Origin of the sequence: Brevibacillus nigriterrae, from assembly GCF_049846925.1 — a bacterium.
Classification (GTDB): Bacteria; Bacillota; Bacilli; order Brevibacillales; family Brevibacillaceae; genus Brevibacillus_H.
Genome location: NZ_JBNCMT010000007.1, coordinates 114,500 through 138,841 on the forward strand (window position 1 = coordinate 114,500; position 24,342 = coordinate 138,841).

General features: G+C 44.8%; 26 protein-coding genes and 1 riboswitch. Of the genes, 23 read left to right on the plus strand and 3 right to left on the minus strand.

Features of this window, described 5'->3' with window-relative positions:
- The first annotated feature begins 275 nt into the window (after positions 1 to 275).
- From ACPW7N_RS07350 to ACPW7N_RS07385, 8 genes are all read left to right on the plus strand, one after another.
- The gene (locus ACPW7N_RS07350) at positions 276 to 1,835 is read left to right on the plus strand and encodes a sensor histidine kinase (RefSeq protein WP_425650390.1); all 1,560 of its coding nucleotides are present in this window, start codon (positions 276 to 278) and stop codon (positions 1,833 to 1,835) included.
- Positions 1,828 to 2,451 carry a response regulator gene (locus ACPW7N_RS07355; protein ID WP_425650391.1) on the plus strand — a complete coding sequence of 208 codons (624 nt, stop codon included), beginning with the start codon at positions 1,828 to 1,830 and terminating at the stop codon, positions 2,449 to 2,451. Before ACPW7N_RS07350 ends, ACPW7N_RS07355 begins: the two co-directional genes overlap by 8 nt.
- Positions 2,452 to 2,469: 18 nt before the next feature.
- A complete protein-coding gene (locus ACPW7N_RS07360; RefSeq protein ID WP_425650392.1) occupies positions 2,470 to 3,633 on the plus strand; it encodes an HD-GYP domain-containing protein in 1,164 nt (387 codons plus the stop codon).
- A 102-nt stretch (positions 3,634 to 3,735) separates the two neighbouring features.
- On the plus strand, positions 3,736 to 3,912 hold the full coding sequence (locus ACPW7N_RS07365) for a hypothetical protein (protein ID WP_425650393.1): 177 nt from the start codon (positions 3,736 to 3,738) through the stop codon (positions 3,910 to 3,912).
- Positions 3,913 to 4,288: 376 nt separating this feature from the next.
- Complete coding sequence (locus ACPW7N_RS07370) at positions 4,289 to 4,822, plus strand: signal peptidase I (protein WP_425650394.1); 534 nt, start codon at positions 4,289 to 4,291, stop codon at positions 4,820 to 4,822.
- Entirely contained in the window at positions 4,819 to 6,090 is a 1,272-nt protein-coding gene (locus ACPW7N_RS07375; protein WP_425650395.1) for a TasA family protein, read from the plus strand. The genes ACPW7N_RS07370 and ACPW7N_RS07375 overlap by 4 nt, the downstream gene beginning before the upstream one ends.
- Before the next feature lie 43 nt (positions 6,091 to 6,133).
- The gene (locus ACPW7N_RS07380; protein ID WP_425650396.1) at positions 6,134 to 6,748 is read left to right on the plus strand and encodes a hypothetical protein; all 615 of its coding nucleotides are present in this window, start codon (positions 6,134 to 6,136) and stop codon (positions 6,746 to 6,748) included.
- A 13-nt stretch (positions 6,749 to 6,761) separates the two neighbouring features.
- Positions 6,762 to 7,637 (plus strand): hypothetical protein, encoded by an 876-nt coding sequence (locus ACPW7N_RS07385; protein WP_425650397.1) that lies wholly within the window; start codon positions 6,762 to 6,764, stop codon positions 7,635 to 7,637.
- Between the two features lie 18 nt (positions 7,638 to 7,655).
- Here the strand turns inward: ACPW7N_RS07385 and ACPW7N_RS07390 are convergent, their stop codons facing one another.
- Positions 7,656 to 7,817 carry a hypothetical protein gene (locus ACPW7N_RS07390; protein WP_425650398.1) on the minus strand — a complete coding sequence of 54 codons (162 nt, stop codon included), beginning with the start codon at positions 7,815 to 7,817 and terminating at the stop codon, positions 7,656 to 7,658.
- 503 nt (positions 7,818 to 8,320) lie between these two features.
- Here ACPW7N_RS07390 and ACPW7N_RS07395 point away from each other — a divergent pair.
- From ACPW7N_RS07395 to ACPW7N_RS07425, 7 genes are all read left to right on the plus strand, one after another.
- A complete protein-coding gene (locus tag ACPW7N_RS07395) occupies positions 8,321 to 8,869 on the plus strand; it encodes a signal peptidase I (protein ID WP_425650399.1) in 549 nt (182 codons plus the stop codon).
- A 117-nt stretch (positions 8,870 to 8,986) separates the two neighbouring features.
- Positions 8,987 to 9,580 (plus strand): TasA family protein, encoded by a 594-nt coding sequence (locus ACPW7N_RS07400; protein ID WP_425650400.1) that lies wholly within the window; start codon positions 8,987 to 8,989, stop codon positions 9,578 to 9,580.
- Between the two features lie 174 nt (positions 9,581 to 9,754).
- A complete protein-coding gene (locus ACPW7N_RS07405) occupies positions 9,755 to 10,033 on the plus strand; it encodes an SHOCT domain-containing protein (protein ID WP_425650401.1) in 279 nt (92 codons plus the stop codon).
- A 214-nt stretch (positions 10,034 to 10,247) separates the two neighbouring features.
- The gene (locus tag ACPW7N_RS07410) at positions 10,248 to 10,841 is read left to right on the plus strand and encodes a TasA family protein (protein WP_425650400.1); all 594 of its coding nucleotides are present in this window, start codon (positions 10,248 to 10,250) and stop codon (positions 10,839 to 10,841) included.
- A 271-nt stretch (positions 10,842 to 11,112) separates the two neighbouring features.
- Positions 11,113 to 11,697 carry a TasA family protein gene (locus ACPW7N_RS07415; RefSeq protein WP_425650402.1) on the plus strand — a complete coding sequence of 195 codons (585 nt, stop codon included), beginning with the start codon at positions 11,113 to 11,115 and terminating at the stop codon, positions 11,695 to 11,697.
- A gap of 97 nt (positions 11,698 to 11,794) precedes the next feature.
- A complete protein-coding gene (locus tag ACPW7N_RS07420; protein WP_425650403.1) occupies positions 11,795 to 12,385 on the plus strand; it encodes a TasA family protein in 591 nt (196 codons plus the stop codon).
- 188 nt (positions 12,386 to 12,573) lie between these two features.
- Positions 12,574 to 13,437 carry a hypothetical protein gene (locus ACPW7N_RS07425; protein WP_425650404.1) on the plus strand — a complete coding sequence of 288 codons (864 nt, stop codon included), beginning with the start codon at positions 12,574 to 12,576 and terminating at the stop codon, positions 13,435 to 13,437.
- A gap of 91 nt (positions 13,438 to 13,528) precedes the next feature.
- Here ACPW7N_RS07425 and ACPW7N_RS07430 read toward each other — a convergent pair whose 3' ends face one another.
- A complete protein-coding gene (locus tag ACPW7N_RS07430) occupies positions 13,529 to 14,815 on the minus strand; it encodes a homocysteine synthase (protein ID WP_425650405.1) in 1,287 nt (428 codons plus the stop codon).
- 84 nt (positions 14,816 to 14,899) lie between these two features.
- Positions 14,900 to 15,008, minus strand: a riboswitch (SAM riboswitch).
- 211 nt (positions 15,009 to 15,219) lie between these two features.
- Here ACPW7N_RS07430 and ACPW7N_RS07435 point away from each other — a divergent pair.
- The 7 genes from ACPW7N_RS07435 to ACPW7N_RS07465 all read left to right on the plus strand — a co-directional run bounded on the left by ACPW7N_RS07435 (position 15,220) and on the right by ACPW7N_RS07465 (position 21,389).
- Positions 15,220 to 15,723, plus strand: a complete 504-nt coding sequence (locus ACPW7N_RS07435; RefSeq protein ID WP_425650406.1) for an NfeD family protein — start codon at positions 15,220 to 15,222, stop codon at positions 15,721 to 15,723.
- A gap of 24 nt (positions 15,724 to 15,747) precedes the next feature.
- Positions 15,748 to 17,265 carry a flotillin family protein gene (locus ACPW7N_RS07440; RefSeq protein WP_425650407.1) on the plus strand — a complete coding sequence of 506 codons (1,518 nt, stop codon included), beginning with the start codon at positions 15,748 to 15,750 and terminating at the stop codon, positions 17,263 to 17,265.
- A gap of 191 nt (positions 17,266 to 17,456) precedes the next feature.
- Positions 17,457 to 18,785 (plus strand): cytochrome ubiquinol oxidase subunit I, encoded by a 1,329-nt coding sequence (locus ACPW7N_RS07445; protein WP_425650408.1) that lies wholly within the window; start codon positions 17,457 to 17,459, stop codon positions 18,783 to 18,785.
- A gap of 19 nt (positions 18,786 to 18,804) precedes the next feature.
- Positions 18,805 to 19,815: a cytochrome d ubiquinol oxidase subunit II gene (locus tag ACPW7N_RS07450; protein WP_425650409.1), complete on the plus strand. Its 1,011-nt coding sequence runs from the start codon at positions 18,805 to 18,807 to the stop codon at positions 19,813 to 19,815.
- A gap of 106 nt (positions 19,816 to 19,921) precedes the next feature.
- Complete coding sequence (locus ACPW7N_RS07455; RefSeq protein WP_425650410.1) at positions 19,922 to 20,236, plus strand: rhodanese-like domain-containing protein; 315 nt, start codon at positions 19,922 to 19,924, stop codon at positions 20,234 to 20,236.
- A 67-nt stretch (positions 20,237 to 20,303) separates the two neighbouring features.
- Complete coding sequence (locus ACPW7N_RS07460) at positions 20,304 to 20,726, plus strand: FixH family protein (RefSeq protein WP_425650411.1); 423 nt, start codon at positions 20,304 to 20,306, stop codon at positions 20,724 to 20,726.
- Between the two features lie 27 nt (positions 20,727 to 20,753).
- On the plus strand, positions 20,754 to 21,389 hold the full coding sequence (locus tag ACPW7N_RS07465) for an SCO family protein (RefSeq protein ID WP_425650412.1): 636 nt from the start codon (positions 20,754 to 20,756) through the stop codon (positions 21,387 to 21,389).
- Here ACPW7N_RS07465 and chrA read toward each other — a convergent pair.
- The gene (chrA, locus tag ACPW7N_RS07470) at positions 21,379 to 22,563 is read right to left on the minus strand and encodes a chromate efflux transporter (RefSeq protein WP_425650413.1); all 1,185 of its coding nucleotides are present in this window, start codon (positions 22,561 to 22,563) and stop codon (positions 21,379 to 21,381) included. The two genes, ACPW7N_RS07465 and chrA, sit on opposite strands and share 11 nt — an antisense overlap.
- Positions 22,564 to 22,667: 104 nt before the next feature.
- Here chrA and rnjA point away from each other — a divergent pair, with 104 nt between their 5' ends.
- On the plus strand, positions 22,668 to 24,317 hold the full coding sequence (rnjA, locus tag ACPW7N_RS07475) for a ribonuclease J1 (protein ID WP_425650414.1): 1,650 nt from the start codon (positions 22,668 to 22,670) through the stop codon (positions 24,315 to 24,317).
- Positions 24,318 to 24,342: the final 25 nt, after the last annotated feature.

The following is a 24,342-nucleotide window of genomic DNA, read 5'->3' on the forward strand; positions in this document are numbered from 1 at the left end:
AAAACCAGCCTCCCCAGATTAGGATATGACATTATTAAGTCTATATTTTTCGAATTAAAAATTCAATGTTATTCGAATATAAACATGTATAAAATATCCATTTGTATATCGAATGGAGATACTAATCAAGCTAATTTGTCATAAAATAGAGTACCAGCAACCAGTGATTGCGCTTAGAATTCGACAATATACAGCTATTGTCATGCGTATACGGCTATCGTAGTATTAAAAATGTCACTGAATTTACAAAAACTTGAAAAGTTAGGAAGGCAATTATGTTCTTGATTGTGAAAGCATTACGTTTTCATTTAATTATTCTTCGCTGGGTTCTTTTTCTGACTACTTTTCTCTTTTTTGTTCGGGCAGTCCCAGACGAATACTCCCTGCTTGTCTTTCTTATAGGACTTAACGTACTGTACACGTTTTTATTTTTTTATCGCATCCCGCGTGTGCTCTGGATCTTGCTCATTCTTTTTGAGATCGGTTTTGATATTCTCCTCGTCGTGGAGACGGGACAATGGGATAGCCCATTCCTGCTATACACGTATACAACGCTCGTATGGTTGGGCACTTATTTGGGAGGGTACTTACTTTTTACAGTCATATTTACCATCCTCGCTTCTGTTTTTTTTATTCCGTACATCTATCCTCATCGCATCTTGCTTCCAGAATTTTCTAACAACCAAGTCCAACTAGTTCTTCATATGACCATGCTGTTCGGTGCATTTTTTATGACTCAGTACTTCTTGACACAAGGGAAAAAAATGTACAGACAGTTGCTGTACCTGCTTTCCTTTCAAAGAAGACTGCCCGGAACCAAGCGCCTGTCAGAAATTAACGAGCTGACAGAAAAGGCAATCAAACGGATCTTGCTGACGAAACAGGTATATGTCTGCTGGCTGCACCATCGAGAGAGTAATACCGATTGGATTCGATCGTATTACACCTTTTCGCTTGTAGAAAGTGGTGTCATTCAAAATAGAAAGCCATGTGTTTCTACGATTATGGACTATCTGGGTCAGCAGCAACAAATTTTTTACTTTCCGCTGATTCGGAAAAATCGCATTATGGGGGCAATTATCATTCCCCTTGAATCAAAAAAATTGATCTGGAGTGTCGCTTTTTTGATTCTTCACATAATCGGCATTTCTATTCTGAATCAGGAGCGGCATATACATATGAGGCAAGAGATGGAAAGTGCCATGCATCAAGAGGTTCGCAAAAAAATGGCTCAGGATATGCATGATGGTCTTGCCCAGCAACTTTTCTTTTTATCAGCACAGATTTTTCATATCAAACAGAATTTACCTTCTACTCTTCCAGAGAAAACGGCTTCTGCCATTGAAAAGATGGAAGCACAAGTAAAAGATTGTCACTTGGAAGTGAGGGGATATATCCATCATCTGCGGAATGACCGAGAGGAAGGACATATTTTTGATGCCATTGAGCAGTTGATTCACCGTGTAACCAAGAACACGAGGATTCAAGTGAATTTCTCTACCAAAGGGCATGTCACACAGGAAAGCCTGGAAATCGAAGAGACGATTTATCGTTTCACAGAGGAGGCTGTGTATAACGTATTGAAACATGCCAGGGCTACTGAGCTCGATGTCAGCCTGGAGGTAACTTCTGTTCAACGGACCATACGGATTAAAGATAACGGGGTTGGCTTTTCCCCAGAAGTCATAGATAGAAAAAAAGAAAGCTATGGAGTAGTAGGAATGAAAGAGCGTATGGAACGTTTCGGTGGAATTCTGTCGATCCGCTCATATCCGAATCAGGGATCTGAAATTATCGCGATTATTCCCAGAGAGGGAGGAAAGAAGTATGCCTAGTGTTCGTTTACTATTAGCAGATGATCACCGAATTGTTAGAGAGGGACTCCGCATGATTCTGGAGAGTTCTGATCGTTTTGAAGTGGTTGAAGAGGCTTCGAATGGAGATGAACTGGTCCAAAAAGCACTCAGTTCACGCCCTGATTTGATTGTATCCGACTTGAAGATGCCTGGAGTATCAGTGATTGACAGTTGTAAAAAACTGAAAGAGCAATTGCCAGAAGTAAAAGTAATGATTTTGACAGCGTTTGATGAAAGTGAAGATATATTCCGTGCGCTTGATTCTGGTATCGACGGCTACATTATGAAAGACACGTTACCAGAGCAAATTGTCAATACGATGGAAATGGTCATGATGGGTTACTCGTGTTTCCAACCAAAACTCAAGAGAACGAAAAAGGAAGAGGCCGATCATCTGGTACTGACCGAGAGAGAACAAGAAATCTTCCAGCTCATTGTACAGAATTTGAGTAATCAGGAGATCGCTCAAAAACTGTTTATTTCAGAAGCTACCGTCAAAACACATGTCAGTAGCATTTTGCGGAAGACCGGTCAGCCGAATCGTTCACAAGCGGTCCTGTACGCTCTGAAGATGGGGTATGTTCAGGTATCGTAATTGGGGAAGGGGATTTTCATGGAACAACAAATTGACCCGTCCAGAAGATTGGCCGATCGGTTTATCTTCTGGTTATCTGTTCTCGTCAGTATTCATCTTGTACTGCTTACGACAAGTGGAATCTTAGGGATAATGAATGTTTCCTATAAATTTATGATCGGCTTGGCTATCAGTACGTTGATCAATTGGACATTTTTTTTCCTCCATCGCACTCACCTGTTTAGTCGTACCTTTTCTACTCATGGTACGGCGTTTATTTGTCTCTTGCTGATTGTCTTTTTGTGTTTTTACAATCCAATCGAATTCTCTGAGATGTGGGTATTGTTTTTGCTTTATCCTGTCATCATCAGCTTTTTTCTAGATAAAAAACTATATTTGCTTTGGAGCACCATTTCGTATGTGTTTTATGCCATGTTCCTTTTCCTGGATCAATACTACATGGAGCATAGCAGCAATTTTGAACAACTAGTCTTTGCCTGGGGATCTTTTGCGTTAGGAAGTTACATGGTTGGCTGGATTATCTTGACCCATTTGATTCAAATCAAGGAATCGCTGAGTAGAGAGGGCGAAGAAAACAATAAAAAGAATGCGTTTCGAATGCTCCACTCCCTGATACCGATTGTGGAAAGAAAGTCGCAGACAAGTGCCAAGGAGATAGAGGAAACTTACGCCTTGATGAAGCGGGTTGTCCAGAAATATCCAGAGGAATCCGTAGCAGATTGGGAATTGCAGCTAATCTCGCTTGCGCATTACGTCAGTCGGATCAAGTGGCCGGATTATGTATTTGAGAAGCAAGGCAAATTAACCAGCTACGAATACGAAATTGTGCAAGAGCATTGTTTTATCGCGAGAGATCTTTTTGGTGATTATGCCTCGTATAAACGTGTGATCGATGCGATCAACTTCCATCATGAACGTTTTGATGGTACGGGTTATCCATTTCAGTTAAAGGGTGAGGCAATCCCTTTGTTAGCCCAGATACTAGGCATTGTGGAAAGCTATCTTGCCATGACTACTGCTCGGGCTTACCGGGAGGCACTGACACCGGAGGAAGCTTTCAAAGAAATACAATCCATGGCTGGCCAAGGGTTTCAACAGCATCTTGTGGATGTTTTACAAAGTTCACTTGCCATATCGGAGGAGCAGAAGGATGAATCAAAAGTCACGCATTTGGTTGGATAAGTTTCAACCTCAAGATGGAGGAAAGCTCCCTCCGACTTCGGATACCTAACTCTTTTTCCTTTTGTTACCATTAGGGAAAGGGGACTGACGGAGGGAATTGCGATGTATCAAAAGAGATGCGACCGTTGTAGACGATTTTCTTACGGAAGTGATGGATGTGGTAAATGGATTTGTCCCTACTGTAATCGGGATATTAGCCATCTGAAAGCAAAGCCTGCCGATCTTTCCGACAGTCAGAATGTGTATGTAGTCAAGGATTTAAAAGAAGATTCGGCCTGAAAGAGGAAGTTCAAATAGTCCGGGAAACATAGCTGTCGAATTTCTGCGTTGCGTTGCCCCTCCGCTGCTCACGTAGACTCACCTACGCTCCGCTGCTCGGGTCTTCCGCGCCTTGAACTTCGAGGCTCTGTTTGTCCTCCTTTTTGAACAGAGATTGTACGGCTAAATAGGAGAACGCTTCCGATCCGAGTACGGTGGCGTTCTTCTATTTTTATCATTCGCCTCCTACTTCAGTATGACCCGCAAACACCTGATAGGATGAGGGGCTGTGCACCTACAGGTTGAAAAAGTTCACTCTCACAGGCGTAAACAGTCCTTCTCATGATGGAAGATTGATTTGACGCACCTCGGTACAATACCCATATGGGGGTGGTACGTGTTGGGCAAAGTTTATGCGAAAAGAGTAGGCGTATGCTTGCTGGGTTTATTCATCGTAATTAATCTGTTTTTTTGGATTACCCCCAAGTTCAACCCGGATCGAATGCCTGGGATTGGTAAATGGAGAGTACTCTCCGTATTGACGGGGAGCATGTCTCCGACGATTGAAACAGGGGATATGGTAATCGTATCAGATTATAGGGGATCTGTTCCGGCCGTTGGAGATATCGTCACCTACTGGCAAGATCAATCCAAAACATCATTGATCACTCATCGAGTCGTCCAGCGCTTGGATAATGGATTTCTCCAAACAAGAGGAGATGCCAATCAGGAAGTAGACGGAGGATGGACTCCGCCAGCGAGTTTGGTTGGAAAAGTGGTAATCACCATACCTTTTGCCTCCACAATACAGAATGCAATGCAACACCCATACGGTTATGCAGCGATTGTCATCATTTTTTTACTGCTTTTGTATCGAGACCGAGGTCGCACTTCAATCCAATCAAGTCCTATCAAGGAGGAAACAATATGAACATGAATCATATCCCCGAGAAAATGAAAAATTGGCCCTGGAAGAAAATCGTTTTTGGAGTAGCCGTTGTTTCATCCGTAGCGGCCAGCTCCAGTTTTGGAACCTACGCCTATTTTACAAGCAGCAAAAATGAATCAACTGCGTTTGCTGCCGGAAAACTGGAAATTGGGTTAGGTCAAAACTCTGCTAGCTTCCAGGCTGCAGACGGGCAGCCCTTCTTGCCAGGGGTTCGCTTCGAAAAAGAATTGACTGTATCAAACGAAAGTGATGTTCCCGTAAAATATGCAATCCAGGCAAGCAAAAAAGCTGGTGAGGATGTTGTCTATAATCAGTTAATGGCAGAGATTCGGGTTGACGGAGATGCTGGAGAGCTTCTGTATGCTGGCCGTATCAATCAACTATCAGAGGCGAATGTAGTCGTTCCCAATGTGGATAAGGGAGGAAACAGCAATCTGCATTTCACCGTCTATTTGCCTGAAAGTGCGGGGAATGAAGTGCAGCAAAAATCAGCAGAGGTTGATTTCGGCTTCCTTGCTACACAAATTGAGAATGGCGAGTACTTTGCCCAAAAAGGTCCAGTGATTACATTGACACCAGCAGATTTTGCAGGATCTAAAGGTGATTCATTCTATAAGGTAGTGGAAGAATCAGCAGAAGAAACTACATTTATTCTGGCAGAGGGAACGTACGACTTGTCTAGTTTGGCGAACCTTCCGAAGCATGTAACGTGGAAAGCGGAAAAAGGCAAAGAAGGTAAAGTAATTATTCAAGCAGATGGTTCAAAATTGGAGAATGCTACGCTGGATGGATTCACGATTAAGGGAAGCGGTGCAGGAATTACGGTTGGTTCTCATGTGAACATCGTGAATTGTACCTTTGAAGGCAGCTTCGATGCAGCCATACAGACTGCCGAAGCAGAATCTCTAGAAGGACTCACGGTGAGAAACTCTACGTTCAAGGGTGCTAGCGATGCCATTGTTCTGGATCAGCAGATTATTGGCGTAGTCATTGGAGATAACGTATTCGAACAGGTTTCTCGTGCAGTAGTGGCAGCCGATGATAAGAAGTCACAGATTCAGATAGTAAACAATGACTTCAACAAAGTGGCAGAGCTTGCGGTAGTAGCCGGAATTAACCGCATTGGTGATGGCATCGAAGGCTTCAAGGAAACGGCAGAAGCTGACGGAGATGTGAAGAAACTGGCATTGCATGTTAGAGAACTGGATATCTATGTAGAGAACAACAAGTATCCATCTCAAAATAACTAATGGCTGAGTGCAGATATTTTGTCAGTGGAAGGAGCAGACGGTGATGAGAATGAGAGACAGGTGGGTAAGTGGTGTCTTTCTTTTCGGAGTAACCGTCGCATTATGGGTGCAACCCTCCACAACGTATAGCTGGGTGTGGAATGAGGCCAAAGACGCGGGGCACGAGTTTGCGATAGGATTACTCGATATTTCTCACAGCCATTTCGCAGACAACTGGAAAGTGGTAGAGGGAGGAAATCAAGCGATTGATCTTTCAAACATGATACCAGGAGATGCGAGAAAGCTGGAGGCGACTTTATCAAAAGGCAATAGTGATCTTGATTTTGTGTATCGGATCGTGGCAGAAGTGAAGGAAGGGGAAAAGCCGGGTTCTGCAGAGAAGTTGGCAAAAGTCCTTCGTGTTCGGATTGAAAACAAAGATGAGCTCATTTTTGATGGTCCGGTTCACCAGCTAACGTTGCAAAACAACGGTCCAAAGGATCAGCAATCACATGCAACAGAAGCTCTGTTGACCAAATCAGACCCAAACAAGGACTTTGTGATTACGGTTTATTTACCCGAGAAAGGTCTTGATGCCTCTTATCAAGGGCTCTCGGCGGATCTGGTTATCCGCTTTTTGGCGAAGCAAGCAACACCAGGTGCTATTTATGGAGGTTAGGAGGGAGTATCCGTTGAAAAAAGTTGGAGTTTTCTTCGCAGTCGCAGCTTCTCTATACTTTTGCCTCCCATCTACCGCCACTTTGTCCTATTTAACAAGTGAGAAAAGTTATTCCAAGCCGATTAGCCTGGGAACAAACGAGGATATATTTGAAGTCAGCACAGAACCGATTACGCTTGAGACAAAAGTGAACAAAAAGGTTTCGGTGAAAAAAGAAAAGAAGGATGACGGCACGACAAACGAGTCCAAAGAAGTGAAAACATCCGTTTCTTTAGGTTCGCAGGTGATCTTTTTTTACCCGCAACGTCCGGACATTTTTCTGACACCGAAGAATTTTAAAGTGGAAGGGCTTGGGTCCGGGACAATCGTTATAGAGCCAGCTACGATGCCTGAGGGAAATGAAGATAACAAGGGAAGGTTAGCATTCCGGATTGCCCACACGATGGATTCAGTTGAGTGGGAATCCACATTGAAAAAGGGTGAGCTGCGCATTCAGGCTCTGGGCGGATTTTATGACTTGAAAATTCCGATCCGGTTAAAAACGATTTTCAATGAAGAGACAGTAGTGGAAGAGGTCGTTGTGCCACCAGATAACCCACCTCCAGGGGGCGGAGACACACCAACGGAGCCTCCGACTGGTGATGGGGGAACAGAAACACCAACGGAACCGCCGACAACAGATGATGGTGAAACACCGACGGAACCGCCGACAGAACCACCGACCGACGATGGTGGTGATACACCAACCGAACCACCAACGACAGATGATGGTGGTACGACAACCGAGCCACCTACCGCAGATGCCGGCAGTACAATAACTGAACCGCCAACTGGTGATTCAACTGTTCCTGTACCGTCAGGAGCAAATATGGTAGCTGCTGAAAAGTAAAAGGAAAGCCCCCTGGCGTCAGGGGGCTTTTGTACTGAAATCATGGATTTGAATGTCAATGCTATTGCTGATTGGATAAGCAGGCGAGAGCAGGTTTAGCACCGTACTGTTGGGGATGACATCATGTGCGTACAATGTAGTTTTCGTCTGTTCAATCATTTTGCTTTTGATTATACCCATGATTGCCTGGGCCTCCCTTGCATCTCTTATCGGCTCGAGTTTTCTCGGTGAATGAAGATTTTGCAGTCTTAGATTAGATCGGTCCGATACGGTCACTTCATCGGAGGGTGGCATCCTTTTTTCTGAGAATGGCTGGTCTGTTTTGGGATGAGGCTGCTTCGATTGCTGGTAAGAGTGAACATGATCACTAGTATGCTTCCACCTCTTTGAGATTGGTTGGATGAACATACAAACACGTCCTTTTTTCCTTGTTTTCCCAATCTTAACATGTCCAAACTTTTTACGGTATCCACCTCGGGTATGATGATTTATCGGGCGGATGAGGCTATCTCATACTTCAGTATGAGTAGATTGTCGTGCAAGTTGTATCTGGAGTTCATCCGGTTTTTTCAGACTTCCATCAACCTGATGCAGGAAGATGAACACTGGGAAAAAACGTAAAATAAAAACTGTGAACGGCACCAATGGCTAGCCGGAACGAAGGAAAGTGGGGGAATAAATAAGTGGTTTATTTGAAAAAAACAATCTCGATTCTCACAACGACTCTCCTGATCCTTGTAATCGCCTTGAGCGGCTTTCTCCTCGTCGGGAAGTTAAACGGTGGCAAGACAACACTCTTAGGTAATGAAATCATGGTGGTTCTCTCAGGCTCCATGTCCCCTACCTTTGATACGGGAAGCATCGTGGCAGTGAAACCAGTAACCTTCCAGGAAGTTGCCAAAGGAGACATCGTTACCTTCAAAGATTTGGAAGACAGAACGATAACTCACCGAGTAATCGACATTGTTGATGGCAAATTGATTACCAAAGGTGACGCCAACGATGGTAAAGATTTGGACCCGGTCACATCCGATCGCTTAATCGGCGAAGTGCAGTACTCAGTTCCTTACCTTGGATACATCATTGATTTCGTAAAGTCCAAAGTAGGCATGTTGCTTTTCCTTGGAGTACCTGGGTTGTACATCATCGTCAGTCAAATCTGGAAGCTGTTCCGCATGATGAAAGAGGCGGAAGATCAGAAGTCCGCCAACGATCCAAAAACGCAAGTATAAAGAGAAAACCTCTTGTGGTGATACCTTGTGGGTTGGTAATAAGGCTTAACGGCTTCTGTTACCAAGCTTCAAGTAATCATAAATAATATTTCTAAAATCATTAGGAGGAATTTAAAAATGAGCTTAAAAAAACAATTCGCGCTTACTTTGGCTTCTGTAGGTTTGGGTGCAGCACTCATCGGTGGAGGAACGTTCGCATACTTCAGTGACACTGCAGAAGTGAACAATACTTTCGCAGCTGGTACGTTGGACCTTGCTGTAAATCCATCTGTAGTGTTCGACATTACCGACATGAAACCAGGTGACTGGGCAAACAGAATCTATACAATCGAAAATAACGGAACGCTCGACATCGGCAGCGTGTACCTTACTACTGAATACAATGTAACTGACGCAAAAGGTGACAACGGTAATGCTGACCTTGGCGACCACATCTACGTGAACGTGAAATGGAATCTGGATAACGGAACATTCCCAGTATTCAACAAGTCCTTCAGTGAGTTGAAAGCATTGACTGGATCTGACCGCCCTAACATCGCTGAAGCATACTTCACTGCAACAGGCACACACCTTCCTCCTGGAGACCTGGATGACATCATCGTGCAAGTTGAGTTCCGTGACAACGGCCAAGACCAAAACGTATTCCAAGGCGACAAACTTGACGTGAAATGGAAGTTTGAAGCAACTCAAACTGATGGCGAAGAAAAATAAGAATGATTTACGAAAAGGTGGGCATATGCCTGCCTTTTTTGGTCGATAGGAATGGATAAAAGGAAGATCGCAAAATCAACCCCAGGGAGGATACACAGCATTTTACAATAAATGTAATATAAAAAGGTCAAAAATGCGGTTTATCGCAAATGGGCAAGAAAGGAGTGAAATAGAGTGAACAAGTGGAAAATGAGTTTTCTTTCCGCTGCTCTCGTGCTTTCCATGGCGATTCCTACTCTGGCAAATGCGGAAGTAAGGAAGCCACCTGCTGATGGCTTCACTAAAACAAGTACCACCCCGCCAACACGACCTGGCATTCCTGTGGAGTTCCAAAAATTTCTCCAAGAACTCCATGCGAAACTGGCAAAAGGAGAAATTACCCGCGAGCAGTATAATCGGATGTTACTGGATTGGATCAAGGAACACTCCACCAATCCAAAAGACAAAAAATAAGCTTGATAAAGGAAGAGACCTTCACCGCAGTTTGGTGAAGGTTTTTTAGTATCATTCCTCAGGATGATATTGATGATAAGGCAGTTGTAGGGAAATTGCGACTTGTGTGATCTAAATCTTCATCACGAAGATGGAAGTTAAGATTTTCGGTTCCAAGTACAATAAATTCAAGTAGCAAACAGGTATTGCTAACTAAAAAATGGAGGGATTCATAATGAGCTTAAAAAAACAATTCGCGCTTACTTTGGCTTCTGTAGGTTTGGGTGCAGCACTCATCGGTGGAGGAACGTTCGCATACTTCAGTGACACTGCAGAAGTGAACAACACATTCGCAGCTGGTACGTTGGACCTTGCTGTAAATCCATCTGTAGTGTTCGACATTACTGACATGAAACCAGGTGACTGGGCAAACAGAATCTATACAATCGAAAATAACGGGACGCTCGACATCGGCAGCGTGTACCTTACTACTGAATACAATGTAACTGACGCAAAAGGTGACAACGGTAATGCTGACCTTGGCGACCACATCTACGTGAACGTGAAATGGAATCTGGATAACGGAACATTCCCAGTATTCAACAAGTCCTTCAGTGAGTTGAAAGCATTGACTGGATCTGACCGCCCTAACATCGCTGAAGCATACTTCACTGCAACTGGCACACACCTTCCTCCTGGAGACCTGGATGACATCATCGTGCAAGTTGAGTTCCGTGACAACGGCCAGGACCAAAACGTATTCCAAGGCGACAAACTTGACGTGAAATGGAAGTTTGAAGCAACTCAAACTGATGGCGAAGAAAAATAAGAATGATTTACCAAAAGGTGGGCATTTGCCTACCTTTTGTAATTGTGTCGGATGCACACAAGCGATCGTAACAAATGAACTCATCGAACCCTGATCTCATACTTCAGGATGATAATAGAGATAAACCAGTTGTATTCATAATTACAACCCATGTGAATACATACTTCATCACGGAGATGGAAGTTGGATAACTTGGTAATTTGTACAATGAGTACAAGAAGTACAAGAAGTAATGAGTTTACTTTCTATTAAAAACTTGGAGGGATTAGACGTGAGCTTAAAAAAACAATTCGCACTTACTTTAGCATCAGTAGGATTAGGAGCAGCACTTATCGGTGGGGGAACTTTTGCATACTTCAGTGACACAGCAGAAGTGAACAATACTTTCGCAGCAGGGACTCTTGATCTCTCTGTAGATCCAACAGTAGTTTTCGATGTTAGCAATTTGAAACCAGGCGACTCCATGGAAAGAAACTTCAAATTAATCAACTCTGGCTCCTTGGATATTAATGAAGTATTAATGAAAATGAACTATACAGTTACGGATGCAAATGGCAATAACGCTGGTGAAGATTTGGCAGACCATCTTCGTGTAGAATTCCTGACTGCAGATGGAGAATTGGTATTCTGGAAAGACAAATTGTCTGACCTGACTGACCAAATGGAAGCTGAAGGCGGCATCGATATCGCAGCATGGTACGATGGCGTGAAAGGCTTGGAAAATGGCGATGAAGATGAAATGGTCATGAAAATTTTATTCGTTGATAACGACGCAGACCAAAACAAATTCCAAGGCGACTCCATGAACTTGAAATTCAACCTCACTGCAACACAAACAGAAGGCGAAGAAAAATAATCGTAACGAGCCACAAGAAGGCTCTCAAAGAGAGAAGGTGGGTGAATATGCACCCACCTTTATTAAATAAATAGAAAGAATAAAGGAGGAACAATTCGTGAAGAGCTTAAAAAAACAGTTCGCACTGGCGTTTGTCTCCATAGGCTTAGGTGCGGCATTGATCGGTGGAGGCACGTATGCCTACTTCAATGATACAGCAGAGGTGAATAACAAGTTTGCTGCGGGGAAACTTGATCTCTCCGTTAACCCAACTGTTGCATTTGACGTGCAGAACTTGAAGCCAGGCGATTTCATGGTCAGATACTTCGATATTATGAACAGTGGCACGCTTGATATAAAGGATGTTCTCATGCACACCAGTTACACAATCGATGATGCAAAAGGTGATAACGGTTCAAATGATTTCGCTAGTCACTTAAACGTAGAGTTTCTTACAAGTGATGGGCAAGTAATCGTCCTCAATAAGACATTAAAGGAATTAAAAGCACTGACGGATAACAAGAAATCACCCGATATCTCTTCCTTGTATAAAACGAAAGATAAGGATCTACCTGTAGGCGATATAGATACGGTCGCCATGAAAATTGTGTTCAATGATAATGGCCAAGACCAGAATATCTTCCAAGGTGATAAAGTAAACCTCAAATTTAAACTGGAGGCCACACAAACAGCAGGTGTTGAAAAATAATGAACAATACAGAGGCACGGACCTTCCATCAGGAGTGAAGGTCCGTGCTTTTATTTTGGCTGTGCGGATGGGTTGTCTTTCATACTCTGGTTGTAGGTGAACCTATCTTCGTGACTGATGTGTATAGGTATTTTTACATGGTACGATAGTTTCGAATTGGTCTTGTCGCTATAGTAGGGGGGATAGGTATGAGGAAGTATCGGTTGAAGTTAATCCTCGGCTCAATCGTTTTGCTAGGGGTAACCACCTTTTTATCTGCTAATCAGCCCTTTGCAGGTACAGGAGCATACGAGACTAACTATAAGATCGATCTGGACTTGAATCCCTCCACAGAGCTGTTAATCGGGGATAATATGAAACCAGGTGATTGGATTACTTCCAACATGGAAGTTCAAAATAACGGGAATATTGACTTTAATTACTCGGTTAGTGCTACCCAGCAAGCAGGTTCAGAGGAACTTTATAATCAAATTGTGCTAACTGTTTCTGATAGCAAAGGCAAACTATATGAAGGGCTTCTTCATGATCTGAATCAACTCCCCTTGGGGACGATTGCCAGCTTCCAGAAAGCCAATATTACATTTGTTGCGAAATTTCCTTATGAGGCAGGAAATGAGTTTCAGAGAAAACAAACTGCATTTTCGTTAGATTTTCAAGCGATTGGACACGAACAACAAATTCCTGATGGAGACTGCTTCGAACCTCCGTTTAGCAATCAGAACTTCACTCTGCACCAGAAGTCGACGGTTCCTATTAAATTTCATCTACACGATCCATCAGGACAACTGGAAACTGCCTCTCGTAGTGATGTCCGCCTTGAAGTTACAGGGCCTGGCGTGAATGGAGGCACGGTCAGCTACGTGTTCAGTATGAAAGATGGAACACTGAAGTTTGATAATAAAGTTGATGAACCTCATTACTTAGCAAGATTCTCTACGTTTGATTATCCTGTGAAGAACGACGGAACTTACGTGGCTACGGTGTATGTGGGCAACCAAGCATATTGTGCCAAAGAATTCATGGTGTTAGAACATGGCAGCCGTTCGAATTAACCTAAAAAATAAAGATAGCATAACCTGTAAAACGAAAAGAGCTTTCCCTTATGAGAAGGGGAAGCTCTTTTTTGGATCGATCTGGTTTTGGTTAGGCTAATGCAGCTTTCAATGCTTGATCCAAATCTTCGAGGATATCTTCAATCGCCTCTGTACCGATGGAGAGACGGATCAACTCTGGATTTACACCTGCAAGACGCTGTGCTTCCTCGGTAAGTTGCTGGTGCGTAGTGCTCGCAGGATGAATAATCAGCGATTTGGAATCACCCACGTTAGCCAGATGAGAGAACAACTTAACGTTCTCAATCAGCTTCTTGCCTTCTTCTACGCCGCCTTTGATCCCGAACGTAAGGATGGCGCCTTGCCCTTTTGGCAGGTATTTTTTCGCCAACTGATACTGGGAGTCTGTCTCTAGCCCCGGATAGTTGACCCATTCCACATTCGGATGGCTGGCGAGGAACTGGGCTACAGCGAGTGCATTCTGGCTGTGACGCTCTACTCTCAGATGGAGTGTCTCCAGCCCTTGCAGGAACAGGAACGCATTGAACGGAGATACGGCAGCACCAATGTCACGTTGCAATTGTACACGAGCTTTGATGATGTATGCCAGGTTGCCAACAGCCTCCGAGTAGACGACACCGTGGTAGCTTGGATCAGGAGTGGTTAAGCCTGGGAACTTGCCATTGTTCCAGTCAAATTTGCCTGAGTCTACGATAATACCGCCGATGGAAGTCCCATGTCCGCCAATAAATTTGGTAGCGGAGTGAATGACGATATCAGCACCGTGTTCAATTGGGCGGCAGAGGATGGGTGAAGCAAATGTATTGTCTACGATCAACGGAATGCCGTTCTCATGGGCGATGTCAGCAATAGCAGAGATATCAGCTACGTTAATACGTGGGTTACCGATTGTTTCAATAAATACAGCTTTCGTTTTATCGTTAATCTTTTCACGGAAGTTCTCTGGATTGGATTGATCAACAAAGTGTACTTTCACGCCAAGCTTCGGAAGGGTATGGGCAAACAAATTATACGTTCCGCCATATAAGCTGCTGGAGGACACGACCTCGTCGCCTGCCTGTGCGATGTTCAGGATAGAAAAGGTAATGGCTGCCTGACCAGACGATGTTGCGAGGGCACCGACGCCACCTTCCAGTAACGCAACTCGCTTTTCGAATACATCCTGGGTAGGGTTCATGATGCGAGTATAAATATTTCCGAACTCTTTCAAAGCAAACAAATTCGCAGCATGCTCGGCATCACGGAATACATACGATGAAGTCTGGTAAATCGGAACGGCACGAGATCCTGTTACCGGATCAACCTCCTGTCCTCCGTGTAGTGCGATCGTTTCTGGTCTCCACTGTTGGTCTGCCATGTACATCATCTCTCCTTTAGATAAATGGGGAAATAAAAAAGCCTTCCTCTGAGTAGAGGAAGGCGCATACACTAACGGTCGCTACATTCATCTCTCAGAATCAATTGGATTCTGCAGGATTTAGCACCTTGCATGTTGTCATGCCGGTTGCCGGGTTTCATCGGGCCAGTCCCTCCACCACTCTTGATGAGTTTTTAAGTTTTATGAAAATTCATCCATTTTTGTATTGGTTTTAATTCTAAGCGTGCTGGTCGGAATTGTCAACATAAAAAAGTTAATATTTGCTATAGTGAAATTTATACAAATATTGGAAACTTTATGTAGAAAAATGCGTATTACAGGATAGGCACCATCTCAGATAACTGCAGTTTCATTGTAGAAAAGAAATGAGGGTGAAAACGTGCATGTTGGATACGATTTTTCTTATCTGTATCGGATTCGGTTTGCTTTATGCTTGCGTGACGTTGCTCTTTGGAGATAGCGGCGGGTGGCTGGATCATTTTCAAATCCCTGTTATCCAACCGTTGACACTGGTGAGCGGGATTACAGTATTTGGGGGAAGTGGATTTTTGCTTACAAGACTTACTACCTTCACCACGCTCACTACCATTCTCTTAAGTTTGTTAAGCGGTGCCATTATCGCTATTCTTTCGTATTTTATCTGGATTGAACCAATGAATCATGCGGAAACATCAACAGGGTACTCCATCATGCAACTGGTGGGCAGGGTTGGAGAAGTATGGACGACGGTTCCTGCAACTAGTCTAGGAGAAATTGTCATCCCAATGGTAAATGGAACGACTAACCACATGGCTGCAAGCTGGTTGAAGGAGCCGATACCGGAGGGAACCAAAGTGATTGTAGTGGAAGTCAAGGACCACGTTTTGTACGTAAAGCCGCACATATAAGAATTTGATAAGGGAGTGTTCCGTTTGACAGAACCATCGATTCTCATCACAGTCGTAGCTGTACTTGCGGTGCTGGTAGTTCTGGGTATTGCCTTTTGGGCGAGATACAAGACAGTCGGTGCCGACCAGGCGATGATCGTAACAGGCAGTTATCTCGGAAGCAAGAATGTGTTGACGGATGAATCGGGACGCAAGATGAAGATCGTGCGAGGCGGAGGTGCGTTCATCCTGCCCATTTTCCAACAAGCGAATTTCCTCAGTTTGCTATCCCATAAACTCGATGTCTCAACGCCGGAAGTTTACACCGAACAAGGGGTTCCGGTCATGGCCGACGGGGTAGCGATTATCAAGGTAGGCGGTTCCATCGAAGATATCGCAACCGCTGCCGAGCAGTTTATGGGCAAATCGGATGAAGCACTGCAAGGTGAGGCGCAAGAAGTGCTGGAAGGTTACCTTCGTGCGATCCTCGGCAGCATGACAGTAGAAGAGATTTATAAGAATCGGGAGCGTTTTGCTCAGGAAGTTCAGTCGGTTGCTGCCAAAGACCTCAAGAAGATGGGCTTGTCAGTTGTCAGCTTTACGATTAAAGATGTACGAGACAAGAACGGGTATCTAGCTGCTCTGGGTATCCCGCAAATTGCTGCGGTGAAACGGGATGCGGTCATTTCACAGGCAGAGGCTGACAAGGAAGCACGGATTAAACAGGCGGAAGCAGAGCAAGAAGCACGTAAAGCGGAATTGCTCAAAGAAACCAACATTGCGGAAGCGGAGAAAGAAAAGGAACTGAAGGTCGCTTCCTACAAACAGGAACAAGACCGAGCCAAAGCAGCAGCCGACCAGGCGTACAAACTGCAAGAAGTGATGACCAAACAACAGGTAACGGAAGAAGAAATGAAGATTGACATCGTGCGCAAGCAGAAGGAAATCGAGCTGGAAGAAAAGGAAATTCTCCGCAGGGAGCGCCAATACGACGCCGAAGTGAAAAAGAAAGCAGACGCCGACCGTTATGCCGTCGAGCAGTCCGCTGAGGCAGAGAAAGCGAAGAAAATGCGGGAAGCAGATGCCTTGAAATACCGGATCGAAGCAGAAGCCAAAGCACAGGCTGAGCAAAAACGCCTGGAAGGTTTGGCGATTGCCGACGCAGAGCGTGCCAAAGGTACCTCGGAAGCAGAGGTTACTCGCTTGAAGCTGGAAGCGGAAGCAGAAGGTAAGCAAAAGTTGGCAGAAGCCTTCGAAAAGTTCGGTCACGCAGCCGTCCTGGATATCGTCGCCAAAATGCTGCCCGAGCTTGCTGCCAAAGTAGCTGAACCGATGAAAGCAATCGACAAGGTAACGATTGTCGATGCAGGCGGCGGGCAAGGCGATGGGGTAAATCGCCTGAGTATGAATGTAACCAAGTTGATGGCACAACTGCCAGAGATGCTTAAAGACGTATCCGGCTTGGATATGAACAAGATGATTGCAGGCTTTTTGGAAAAGGATCAGCAAGAGCTTGTGAAACCGGTTGAGATCAAAGCAGAAGATACAAAGAGTCAGGAATAACTGAATATGAGGCATAACTTGCGCCCACACCCTTCCCGACAAAAATGGAAGGGTGTTTTTCATAATCACAAATTCGTAACAGAGTTGACGCTGAATGTTCACACTATATACACGGTGTTAAAATTTAAAACGAAAAGATTGTGATAAAATTCACAGTATAGAAATACCGAATGTAGTAGGAGGGAGAAACAATGGAATTAGATAATGCAATGTTAGCTCGAATTCTGACTTCCCTGACGTTAGGTTTTCACATTATTTTTGCTGTGTTGGGTGTTGGGATACCCGTCATGATTTCCATAGCGGAATGGTTAGGAATCCGCAAAAAAGACCCGATGTACACCATGATGGCAAAGCGTTGGGCCAAAGGCTTTACGGTGACGGTTGCCGTGGGTGTGGTGACAGGGACCTGTATCGGGTTGCAGTTAAGCTTGCTCTGGCCTTCGTTCATGAAAGTTGCCGGGGAAGCAATTGCTCTGCCGCTGTTTCTAGAGACGTTTGCCTTTTTCTTTGAAGCCATTTTCCTTGGAATCTACCTGTATACGTGGGATCGATTCCGCAATCCATATGTCCACTGGCTGTTCTCGATTCCGGTTGTGATCGGTTCCACAGCATCAGCCTTTTTTATTACAACAGTGAATGCTTTTATGAATGCGCCGCAAGGATTTGAACTGATTGATGGGGCGATTCACAATGTACAGCCGATTGCAGCGATGTTTAACGCCGCTACACCGTCGAAGACAGGTCACGTCATCCTTTCCGCCTATGCAACATCTGCATTTGTCCTTGCAGCCATTGCAGCGTACCAGCTTTTGAAAAAAAGATCGACCGAGTACTATCAAAAAGCGCTCACGTTTACTGTGGTTCTCGCCTTGATTTTTTCCGTTGGAACGGCCGTGTGGGGAGATATTTCCGGTAAGTATTTGGCCAAATACCAACCAGTGAAGCTGGCAGCCGCAGAGTGGCACTTTGAGACAAAAGGGGAAGCGGAGTTCATTCTGGGTGGTGTTTATGATGAAGAAACGAATGAAGTGAAATATGCGCTTCGCATCCCTTATCTTTTGAGCATCTTGTCTACGAATTCACTGAAAGGCGAGGTTATTGGGTTGAATGACATACCCAAGGATGAGCATCCTCCCCTGTTTGTCCATTATTTGTTCGATGGAATGATCGTGATTGGTACGTATATGATCATCATTCCTCTGATCTATCTGTTCTACCGCAGACGGAATCGACAAGTGACACCACGCCCTGTACTGCAAGGAATTCTCTGGGGTGGGCCGCTCTCCATGCTTGCGATTGAATTAGGCTGGATCTTCGCTGAGATTGGTCGTCAGCCTTGGATATTAGTCGGGTACATGAAAACCAACGATGCCGCAACAACGGCCGCAAATGTGGGAGAAATGCTGTTGCTGTTTGCTTCTTTGTATACCTTCCTGGGTATTGTGTGCACGATGGTGCTGATCCGCATGTTCAGGAAAAAACCAATTGAACAAGAGCTTGCCACATATATGAGCAAATAGGGAGAGAGGAGGAAGAACGATGAAGCTTGAAATGATCGGAATCACCGTGCTTTGGATTTTTCTGTACGGCTATATTATCGTGGCATCCATTGACTTTGGAGCGGGTTTCTTCTCGTTTTACTCGAAGCTGACGAAGCGGGACCATATCATTAACGGCATCATAGCCAGATACCTGTCGCCCGTGTGGGAAGTAACCAATGTCTTTTTGATATTCTTTATCGTGGGTCTTGTCGGGTTTTTCCCTGATACAGCCTACTACTATGGAACGGCATTATTAGTTCCAGGCAGTATCGCACTTGTTCTGCTTTCTCTTCGAGGTTCCTTTTACGCATTTGCCCATTATGGAGCGAGAGACAGCCTGCTGTACCATCTGATTTACGGTGTGACAGGGCTTTTGATCCCTGCTTCATTGGCGACTATTTTGACCATTTCAGAAGGTGGATTTATCGAAGTGGGGGAGAACAAAGTTACGCTGTTAATGGGTGAATTGGCAACCAGTTCGTATGCATGGGCAGTGGTTTTACTGGCGCTGGTCAGTGTGCTGTTCATTAGCGCCAGCTTTTTAACCTACTATGCTCAAAAAGCGCAGGACCGAGCAGCGACGACGTTGCTTCGCTCATTTGCCATTGTGTGGAGTTTGCCTACGATTTTTGCAAGTTTTCTCGTATTCTTGTCGATCCGTACGCACAATCCCGAGCATTTTACCAACATGCTTGATGTGAGCGGGCTATTCCTCTTGTCGTTTGCGTGTTTTCTGATCGCTTTAGCCTTGCTGTTGAAAAGACGCTACTACGGTTGGTCATTCGTCATGGTACTGCTTCAGTTCGGCTTTGCGTTTTGGGGGTATGGGGTGTCACACTTGCCGTACCTGCTTTATCCGTATATTACGATTGCCGACAGCATTAACAGCCCGGAGATGGGTCTGGCCTTAGTCATTGGCTTTATTGCTGGTTTGTTATTGCTTGTGCCATCGCTCATTCTCCTGTTGCGACTCTTTCTGTTCGACGCCAAATACGTCCAGGGAAAATAACAAACTGTTCACTCGTTTGGGGTTTGTTCCTTTTATATGGTACAATAGATGGAAACAGTAGGAAGATTCGTCTGCAAGAGTGACTAACAGGAGGATTTTTGGAATCATGGACAATCATGTAAGAGAAGTTATGCCAGAACAAGTGCTGAAGCGATTGGAAAACGGAGATAAAATCCAAATCATCGACGTGAGAGAACTGCATGAGTGGAACGACGGTCATATTCCAGAAGCAAAGCATATTGCATTAGGTACACTTCCTCACCGACTGGACGAACTGGATAAAGAGACACCGATTGTGATGGTCTGTCGAAGTGGAGTGCGTAGCTGGAACGCAACACAATTCGCCCTGCAACACGGTTTTCAAGCGGAGAATATGGCTGGCGGAATGTTGGCTTGGCCGGGCAAAGTAGCGACAGAATAATACCGAAGACCGTTCTTTCCTTGAGAGAGAGAACGGTTTTTCTCTAATTAGAAAGTGAGTGACATAAATGATGAAGAGAATACCTTCTCTCGCAGTTTCGTTGTTATTGTTGCTAATCTTGTTATGGACTGCCGGCTGTGGTCAAAAAGCACAAGAAGGTCCCGTGCCAATGCAAATGGAGTCCAAGTCCGGTGATACCGTAGCCGAGCTTGTGATTACGCCTGGGCAAGTGGGGCCGAATCAGTTTGTTGTGAGTATTACATCTCCTGATGAACAGCCAATTCGAGAGGGTAAAGCAACCCTGCACTTTTCGATGGAAGGTATGGAACATGGGAAAAGTGAAGAAGAATTGAAGCCTCAAGCTGACGGGAAATGGTTAGGCGAAGGACCGCATATCATGATGACGGGAGCCTGGAAGGTTGAGCTGGAGTATGGTTCACCATCGGGAGAGAAAAAACTGTTTTCCTATTCCTTTCAAGTAAAAGAGTAGGAGATATAGAGTAAGGAGTGAATGAGTGTGACATCCGAAAACCAAGCAGGTCCATCGATCAGTTTTTGGCGCAAGTATTGGTTTGTAACGACAGCCTCTGTTCTCATCGCATCCATTGCAGCTATTCTGGCCTATCAGTTCTGGTGGGGCTCAACCCGACTGCCGTTTATCAAGCATGTTGAAAACTTTACCCTGGAGAATCTCGACAGGAAGCCCGTTCAGTTTAATGAATTGGACGGCAAGGTACGTCTCGTTTCTTTTATTTATACGAAATGCCCGGATGTTTGTCCTGCCACTTCGGAAATCATGGAAAAGGTACAGGAGGAATTGAAGAAAAAGGGGATTTTTGGTTCGGAAACAGCATTCATTACCATTACATTTGATCCCCAAACAGACACACCTGAGGTTCTTCAACGCTATGCCAGTGCATTCCATGCGGATCTCGGCGGTTGGTATTTCCTGCGTGGAGAGGAAGCGGCAATTGCTCAGGTGGCAAGTCAGTTTGGCATCGGTTATGAGAAACAACCGGATGGTATGTACATCCATACAATGAAAACATTCCTCGTGGATAAGGATAAAAATATCCGTAAAATGTATGGAATGGGAGCAGGTATGGATATCAATGAAATTATTGATGATATGGAGCGGTTAGCTAAAGAGTAATCCATAGATAACGCCCAAGCCCGATCAGCCCACCCGCAAGGACGAGCCATGCTGAATTAAGCTTGAAACGAAAGACTGTGACGAGTCCACAGATCAGCAGAATGGCTGTTGGGATGTCGATGACTGCAGCGACTCCCAACTTGAGGCTGACCATAGCCATCAAAGCTAATGAGGCAACCGTAACACCATCGATGAACGATGCAACCCACGGGTTCGTCCGCAATTTATCCATCCAGAAGGTAAGCACGGCTACGAATACGAATGAGGGCAGGAAGATACCCAAAGTTCCCATGAGTGCCCCTGGGACACCTGAGATCAAGTATCCGATGAATGTTGCCGTTGTAAAAACAGGTCCTGGAGTAAATTGACCGATAGCGACGGCATCAAGTAATTGTTGGGAAGAGAGAACACCTAAGCGATCCACAAAGTCTTTTTGTAAAAAGGCAAGTAATACATAGCCGCTTCCGTAGAGAATCGAACCGATCTTTAAAAATATCCAAAATAATTGTGACGTCGCCCCAGCAATCTTCGGTTCTATAGCAGATCCAAGGGAAAAAGCCAGTAATGGGGCTGATAGTGTGTGAGTATTGTTTTTTACCTTTTGCCAGTTGCCGATTATCATAGAGATTGAACCTGCAAGTACCAGGAGAACGAGCTCGTGAAAACCAGCCATCGTGAGTATTATCACCGCAAGTACGATTGCAATCGAGGTTTTTGTGCGAATGGCTGATAACCCCAAATTCCATAGTGCTTGCAAAACAATCGCCAATATAACTGGCTTGATTCCATAAAGCAACCAAGATAATTGAGGCATGTGTTCATATTTCACGTAAAGAAAAGCGAGAATAAGAACAATTAGCATAGCAGGAAGAATAAAACAACTGCCAGCAAGCACAAGCCCTGCCCAACGCCCTCGGTGGAATCCAAGGTGAATGGCCAGCTCAGTAGAATTCGGGCCAGGAATCAGGTTTACAGAGCCAAGCAGGTCAAGGAACCTTTGACGAGAAATCCATTTGCGTTTCTCCACAATTTCTTTACTCATCATCGCAATATGGGCTGCCGGCCCGCCAAATGCGATTGTTCCCAAGGTAAGGAAAACCTTGCTGATCTCGATTAATCGGGCCCGGCGTTCACTTGATGTGAGCTGGTCCCAGGTGCGGTCAAATGCTTCCATATATGAGTAACCCTCCCGTGGAGTAATCGTACCAACATCATAACGTTCTTCAGTGATCCAGTAATATTATTTTTTCATTAATTATTTGTGCAGGAGGAGTATCCTTGAGTGAAGTAAAAATATTTGCCCTCGGTGGGTTAGGCGAAATCGGTAAAAATATGTACTGTGTCGAATATGAAGATGAAATTATCGTCATTGATGCAGGAGTGAAATTCCCGGAGAACGAAATGTTCGGGATTGATCTGGTTATTCCTGATATTCAGTACCTGGTAGAGAATCAGGATCGAATCAAAGGGTTGTTTTTGACTCACGGGCATGAAGATCATATCGGCGCTTTGCCGTATGTAGTGAAGCAGATCAGGCCCAAAATTTACGGGGGCAGACTGACTCTGGGACTGGTAAAGTCCAAACTGGAAGAGCATCGTTTGCAAAATGACGTTGAGCTTGTCCCTATCTCAGATGACAGCGAATTTACATTCAAAAACCTGAAAGTATCCTTTTTCCGGATGAATCACAGTATTCCCGATTCGTTTGGAATTGCAGTAGAAACGCCAGAAGGTACTGTTGTACACACAGGCGATTTCAAATTTGACATGACACCTGTTGGACCGTCCTCTGATTTTGCCAAATTAGCCAAGCTGGGGCAAGGTGACGTACTGGTGCTCCTGTCTGACAGTACAAACAGTGAACGTCCCGGCTATACCATGTCGGAGCGATCTGTTGGTGAAGGGATTATGGATGTAGTTGAGAAGGCAAAGGGCCGCATCATCCTTGCTACCTTTGCGTCCAACGTACACCGTCTGCAACAGGTAGTCGATGCAGCGATGGAGACCAATCGCAAAATTGCCGTTATTGGACGCAGTATGGAAAAAGCGTTCATGATCGGGCAAGAGCTTGGTTATATCCAGATGCCAGAAGGTATGCTGATCGATATCAAGACCATCGACAATTATGCGGATAATCAGGTGTTTATTATCTGTACAGGCAGTCAGGGAGAGCCGATGGCAGCGTTGACTCGGATTGCAGCAGGTTCTCACAAGGCAGTTCAGATTTATCCGCAAGATACGGTCATTATCTCTGCTTCCCCAATTCCCGGGAATACCGTGAATGTAAGCAGAACGATCGATAAATTGTTCCGGGCGGGTGCCAATGTTGTGCACGGTTCTGTTTTTGACATCCACGCTTCCGGTCATGGCAGTTCAGAAGAATTGAAGCTGATGCTCAACTTTATCCGACCACGCTACTTTGTGCCGATTCACGGGGAGTATCGCATGCTCAAAACGCACGGCAAACTTGCGATGCAGGTGGGCATTGAGGAAAAGGATATCTTTGTCATGGATAATGGTGACGTGCTTCGCTGTACAAGAGAGTCCGTTGCGATGGGCAAAGTGCCGGCGGGTGTCGTGTTAATTGACGGCAGTGGAATTGGTGATGTAGGCAATATCGTGCTTCGTGACCGCAAACACCTGGCAGAAGATGGCCTGATGGTTGTAGTTGTCAGCATCGATATGAAGAATTTCAAAATTCTCACCGGACCTGACATTGTCAGTCGTGGATTCGTATATGTGCGAGGCTCAGAGTCGCTGATTACAGAAGCGACAGAACTGGTGAAGAAGACATTGTCTGACGCACTTGCCAAGAAGGTCAAAGAGTGGTCGGAATTAAAATCGCAGATCAATCAGGTGTTGAAGCCTTATATTTTCGAGAAAACAGGCCGTAACCCGATGATTCTGACAATTTTAATGGAAGTATAGATTATTTCGTTGACTCTCCTAATGG

Bases quoted from the DNA above. Each gene is read 5' to 3' on its own strand.
- ACPW7N_RS07350 (WP_425650390.1), top strand. From the start codon at position 276: ATGTTCTTGATTGTGAAAGCATTACGTTTTCATTTAATTATTCTTCGC.
- ACPW7N_RS07355 (WP_425650391.1), top strand. From the start codon at position 1,828: ATGCCTAGTGTTCGTTTACTATTAGCAGATGATCACCGAATTGTTAGA.
- ACPW7N_RS07360 (WP_425650392.1), top strand. From the start codon at position 2,470: ATGGAACAACAAATTGACCCGTCCAGAAGATTGGCCGATCGGTTTATC.
- ACPW7N_RS07365 (WP_425650393.1), top strand. From the start codon at position 3,736: ATGTATCAAAAGAGATGCGACCGTTGTAGACGATTTTCTTACGGAAGT.
- ACPW7N_RS07375 (WP_425650395.1), top strand. From the start codon at position 4,819: ATGAACATGAATCATATCCCCGAGAAAATGAAAAATTGGCCCTGGAAG.
- ACPW7N_RS07380 (WP_425650396.1), top strand. From the start codon at position 6,134: ATGAGAATGAGAGACAGGTGGGTAAGTGGTGTCTTTCTTTTCGGAGTA.
- ACPW7N_RS07390 (WP_425650398.1), bottom strand. From the start codon at position 7,817: ATGGGTATAATCAAAAGCAAAATGATTGAACAGACGAAAACTACATTG.
- ACPW7N_RS07400 (WP_425650400.1), top strand. From the start codon at position 8,987: ATGAGCTTAAAAAAACAATTCGCGCTTACTTTGGCTTCTGTAGGTTTG.
- ACPW7N_RS07410 (WP_425650400.1), top strand. From the start codon at position 10,248: ATGAGCTTAAAAAAACAATTCGCGCTTACTTTGGCTTCTGTAGGTTTG.
- ACPW7N_RS07425 (WP_425650404.1), top strand. From the start codon at position 12,574: ATGAGGAAGTATCGGTTGAAGTTAATCCTCGGCTCAATCGTTTTGCTA.
- ACPW7N_RS07430 (WP_425650405.1), bottom strand. From the start codon at position 14,815: ATGGCAGACCAACAGTGGAGACCAGAAACGATCGCACTACACGGAGGA.
- ACPW7N_RS07435 (WP_425650406.1), top strand. From the start codon at position 15,220: ATGTTGGATACGATTTTTCTTATCTGTATCGGATTCGGTTTGCTTTAT.
- ACPW7N_RS07445 (WP_425650408.1), top strand. From the start codon at position 17,457: ATGGAATTAGATAATGCAATGTTAGCTCGAATTCTGACTTCCCTGACG.
- ACPW7N_RS07450 (WP_425650409.1), top strand. From the start codon at position 18,805: ATGAAGCTTGAAATGATCGGAATCACCGTGCTTTGGATTTTTCTGTAC.
- ACPW7N_RS07455 (WP_425650410.1), top strand. From the start codon at position 19,922: ATGGACAATCATGTAAGAGAAGTTATGCCAGAACAAGTGCTGAAGCGA.
- ACPW7N_RS07460 (WP_425650411.1), top strand. From the start codon at position 20,304: ATGATGAAGAGAATACCTTCTCTCGCAGTTTCGTTGTTATTGTTGCTA.
- chrA (WP_425650413.1), bottom strand. From the start codon at position 22,563: ATGGAAGCATTTGACCGCACCTGGGACCAGCTCACATCAAGTGAACGC.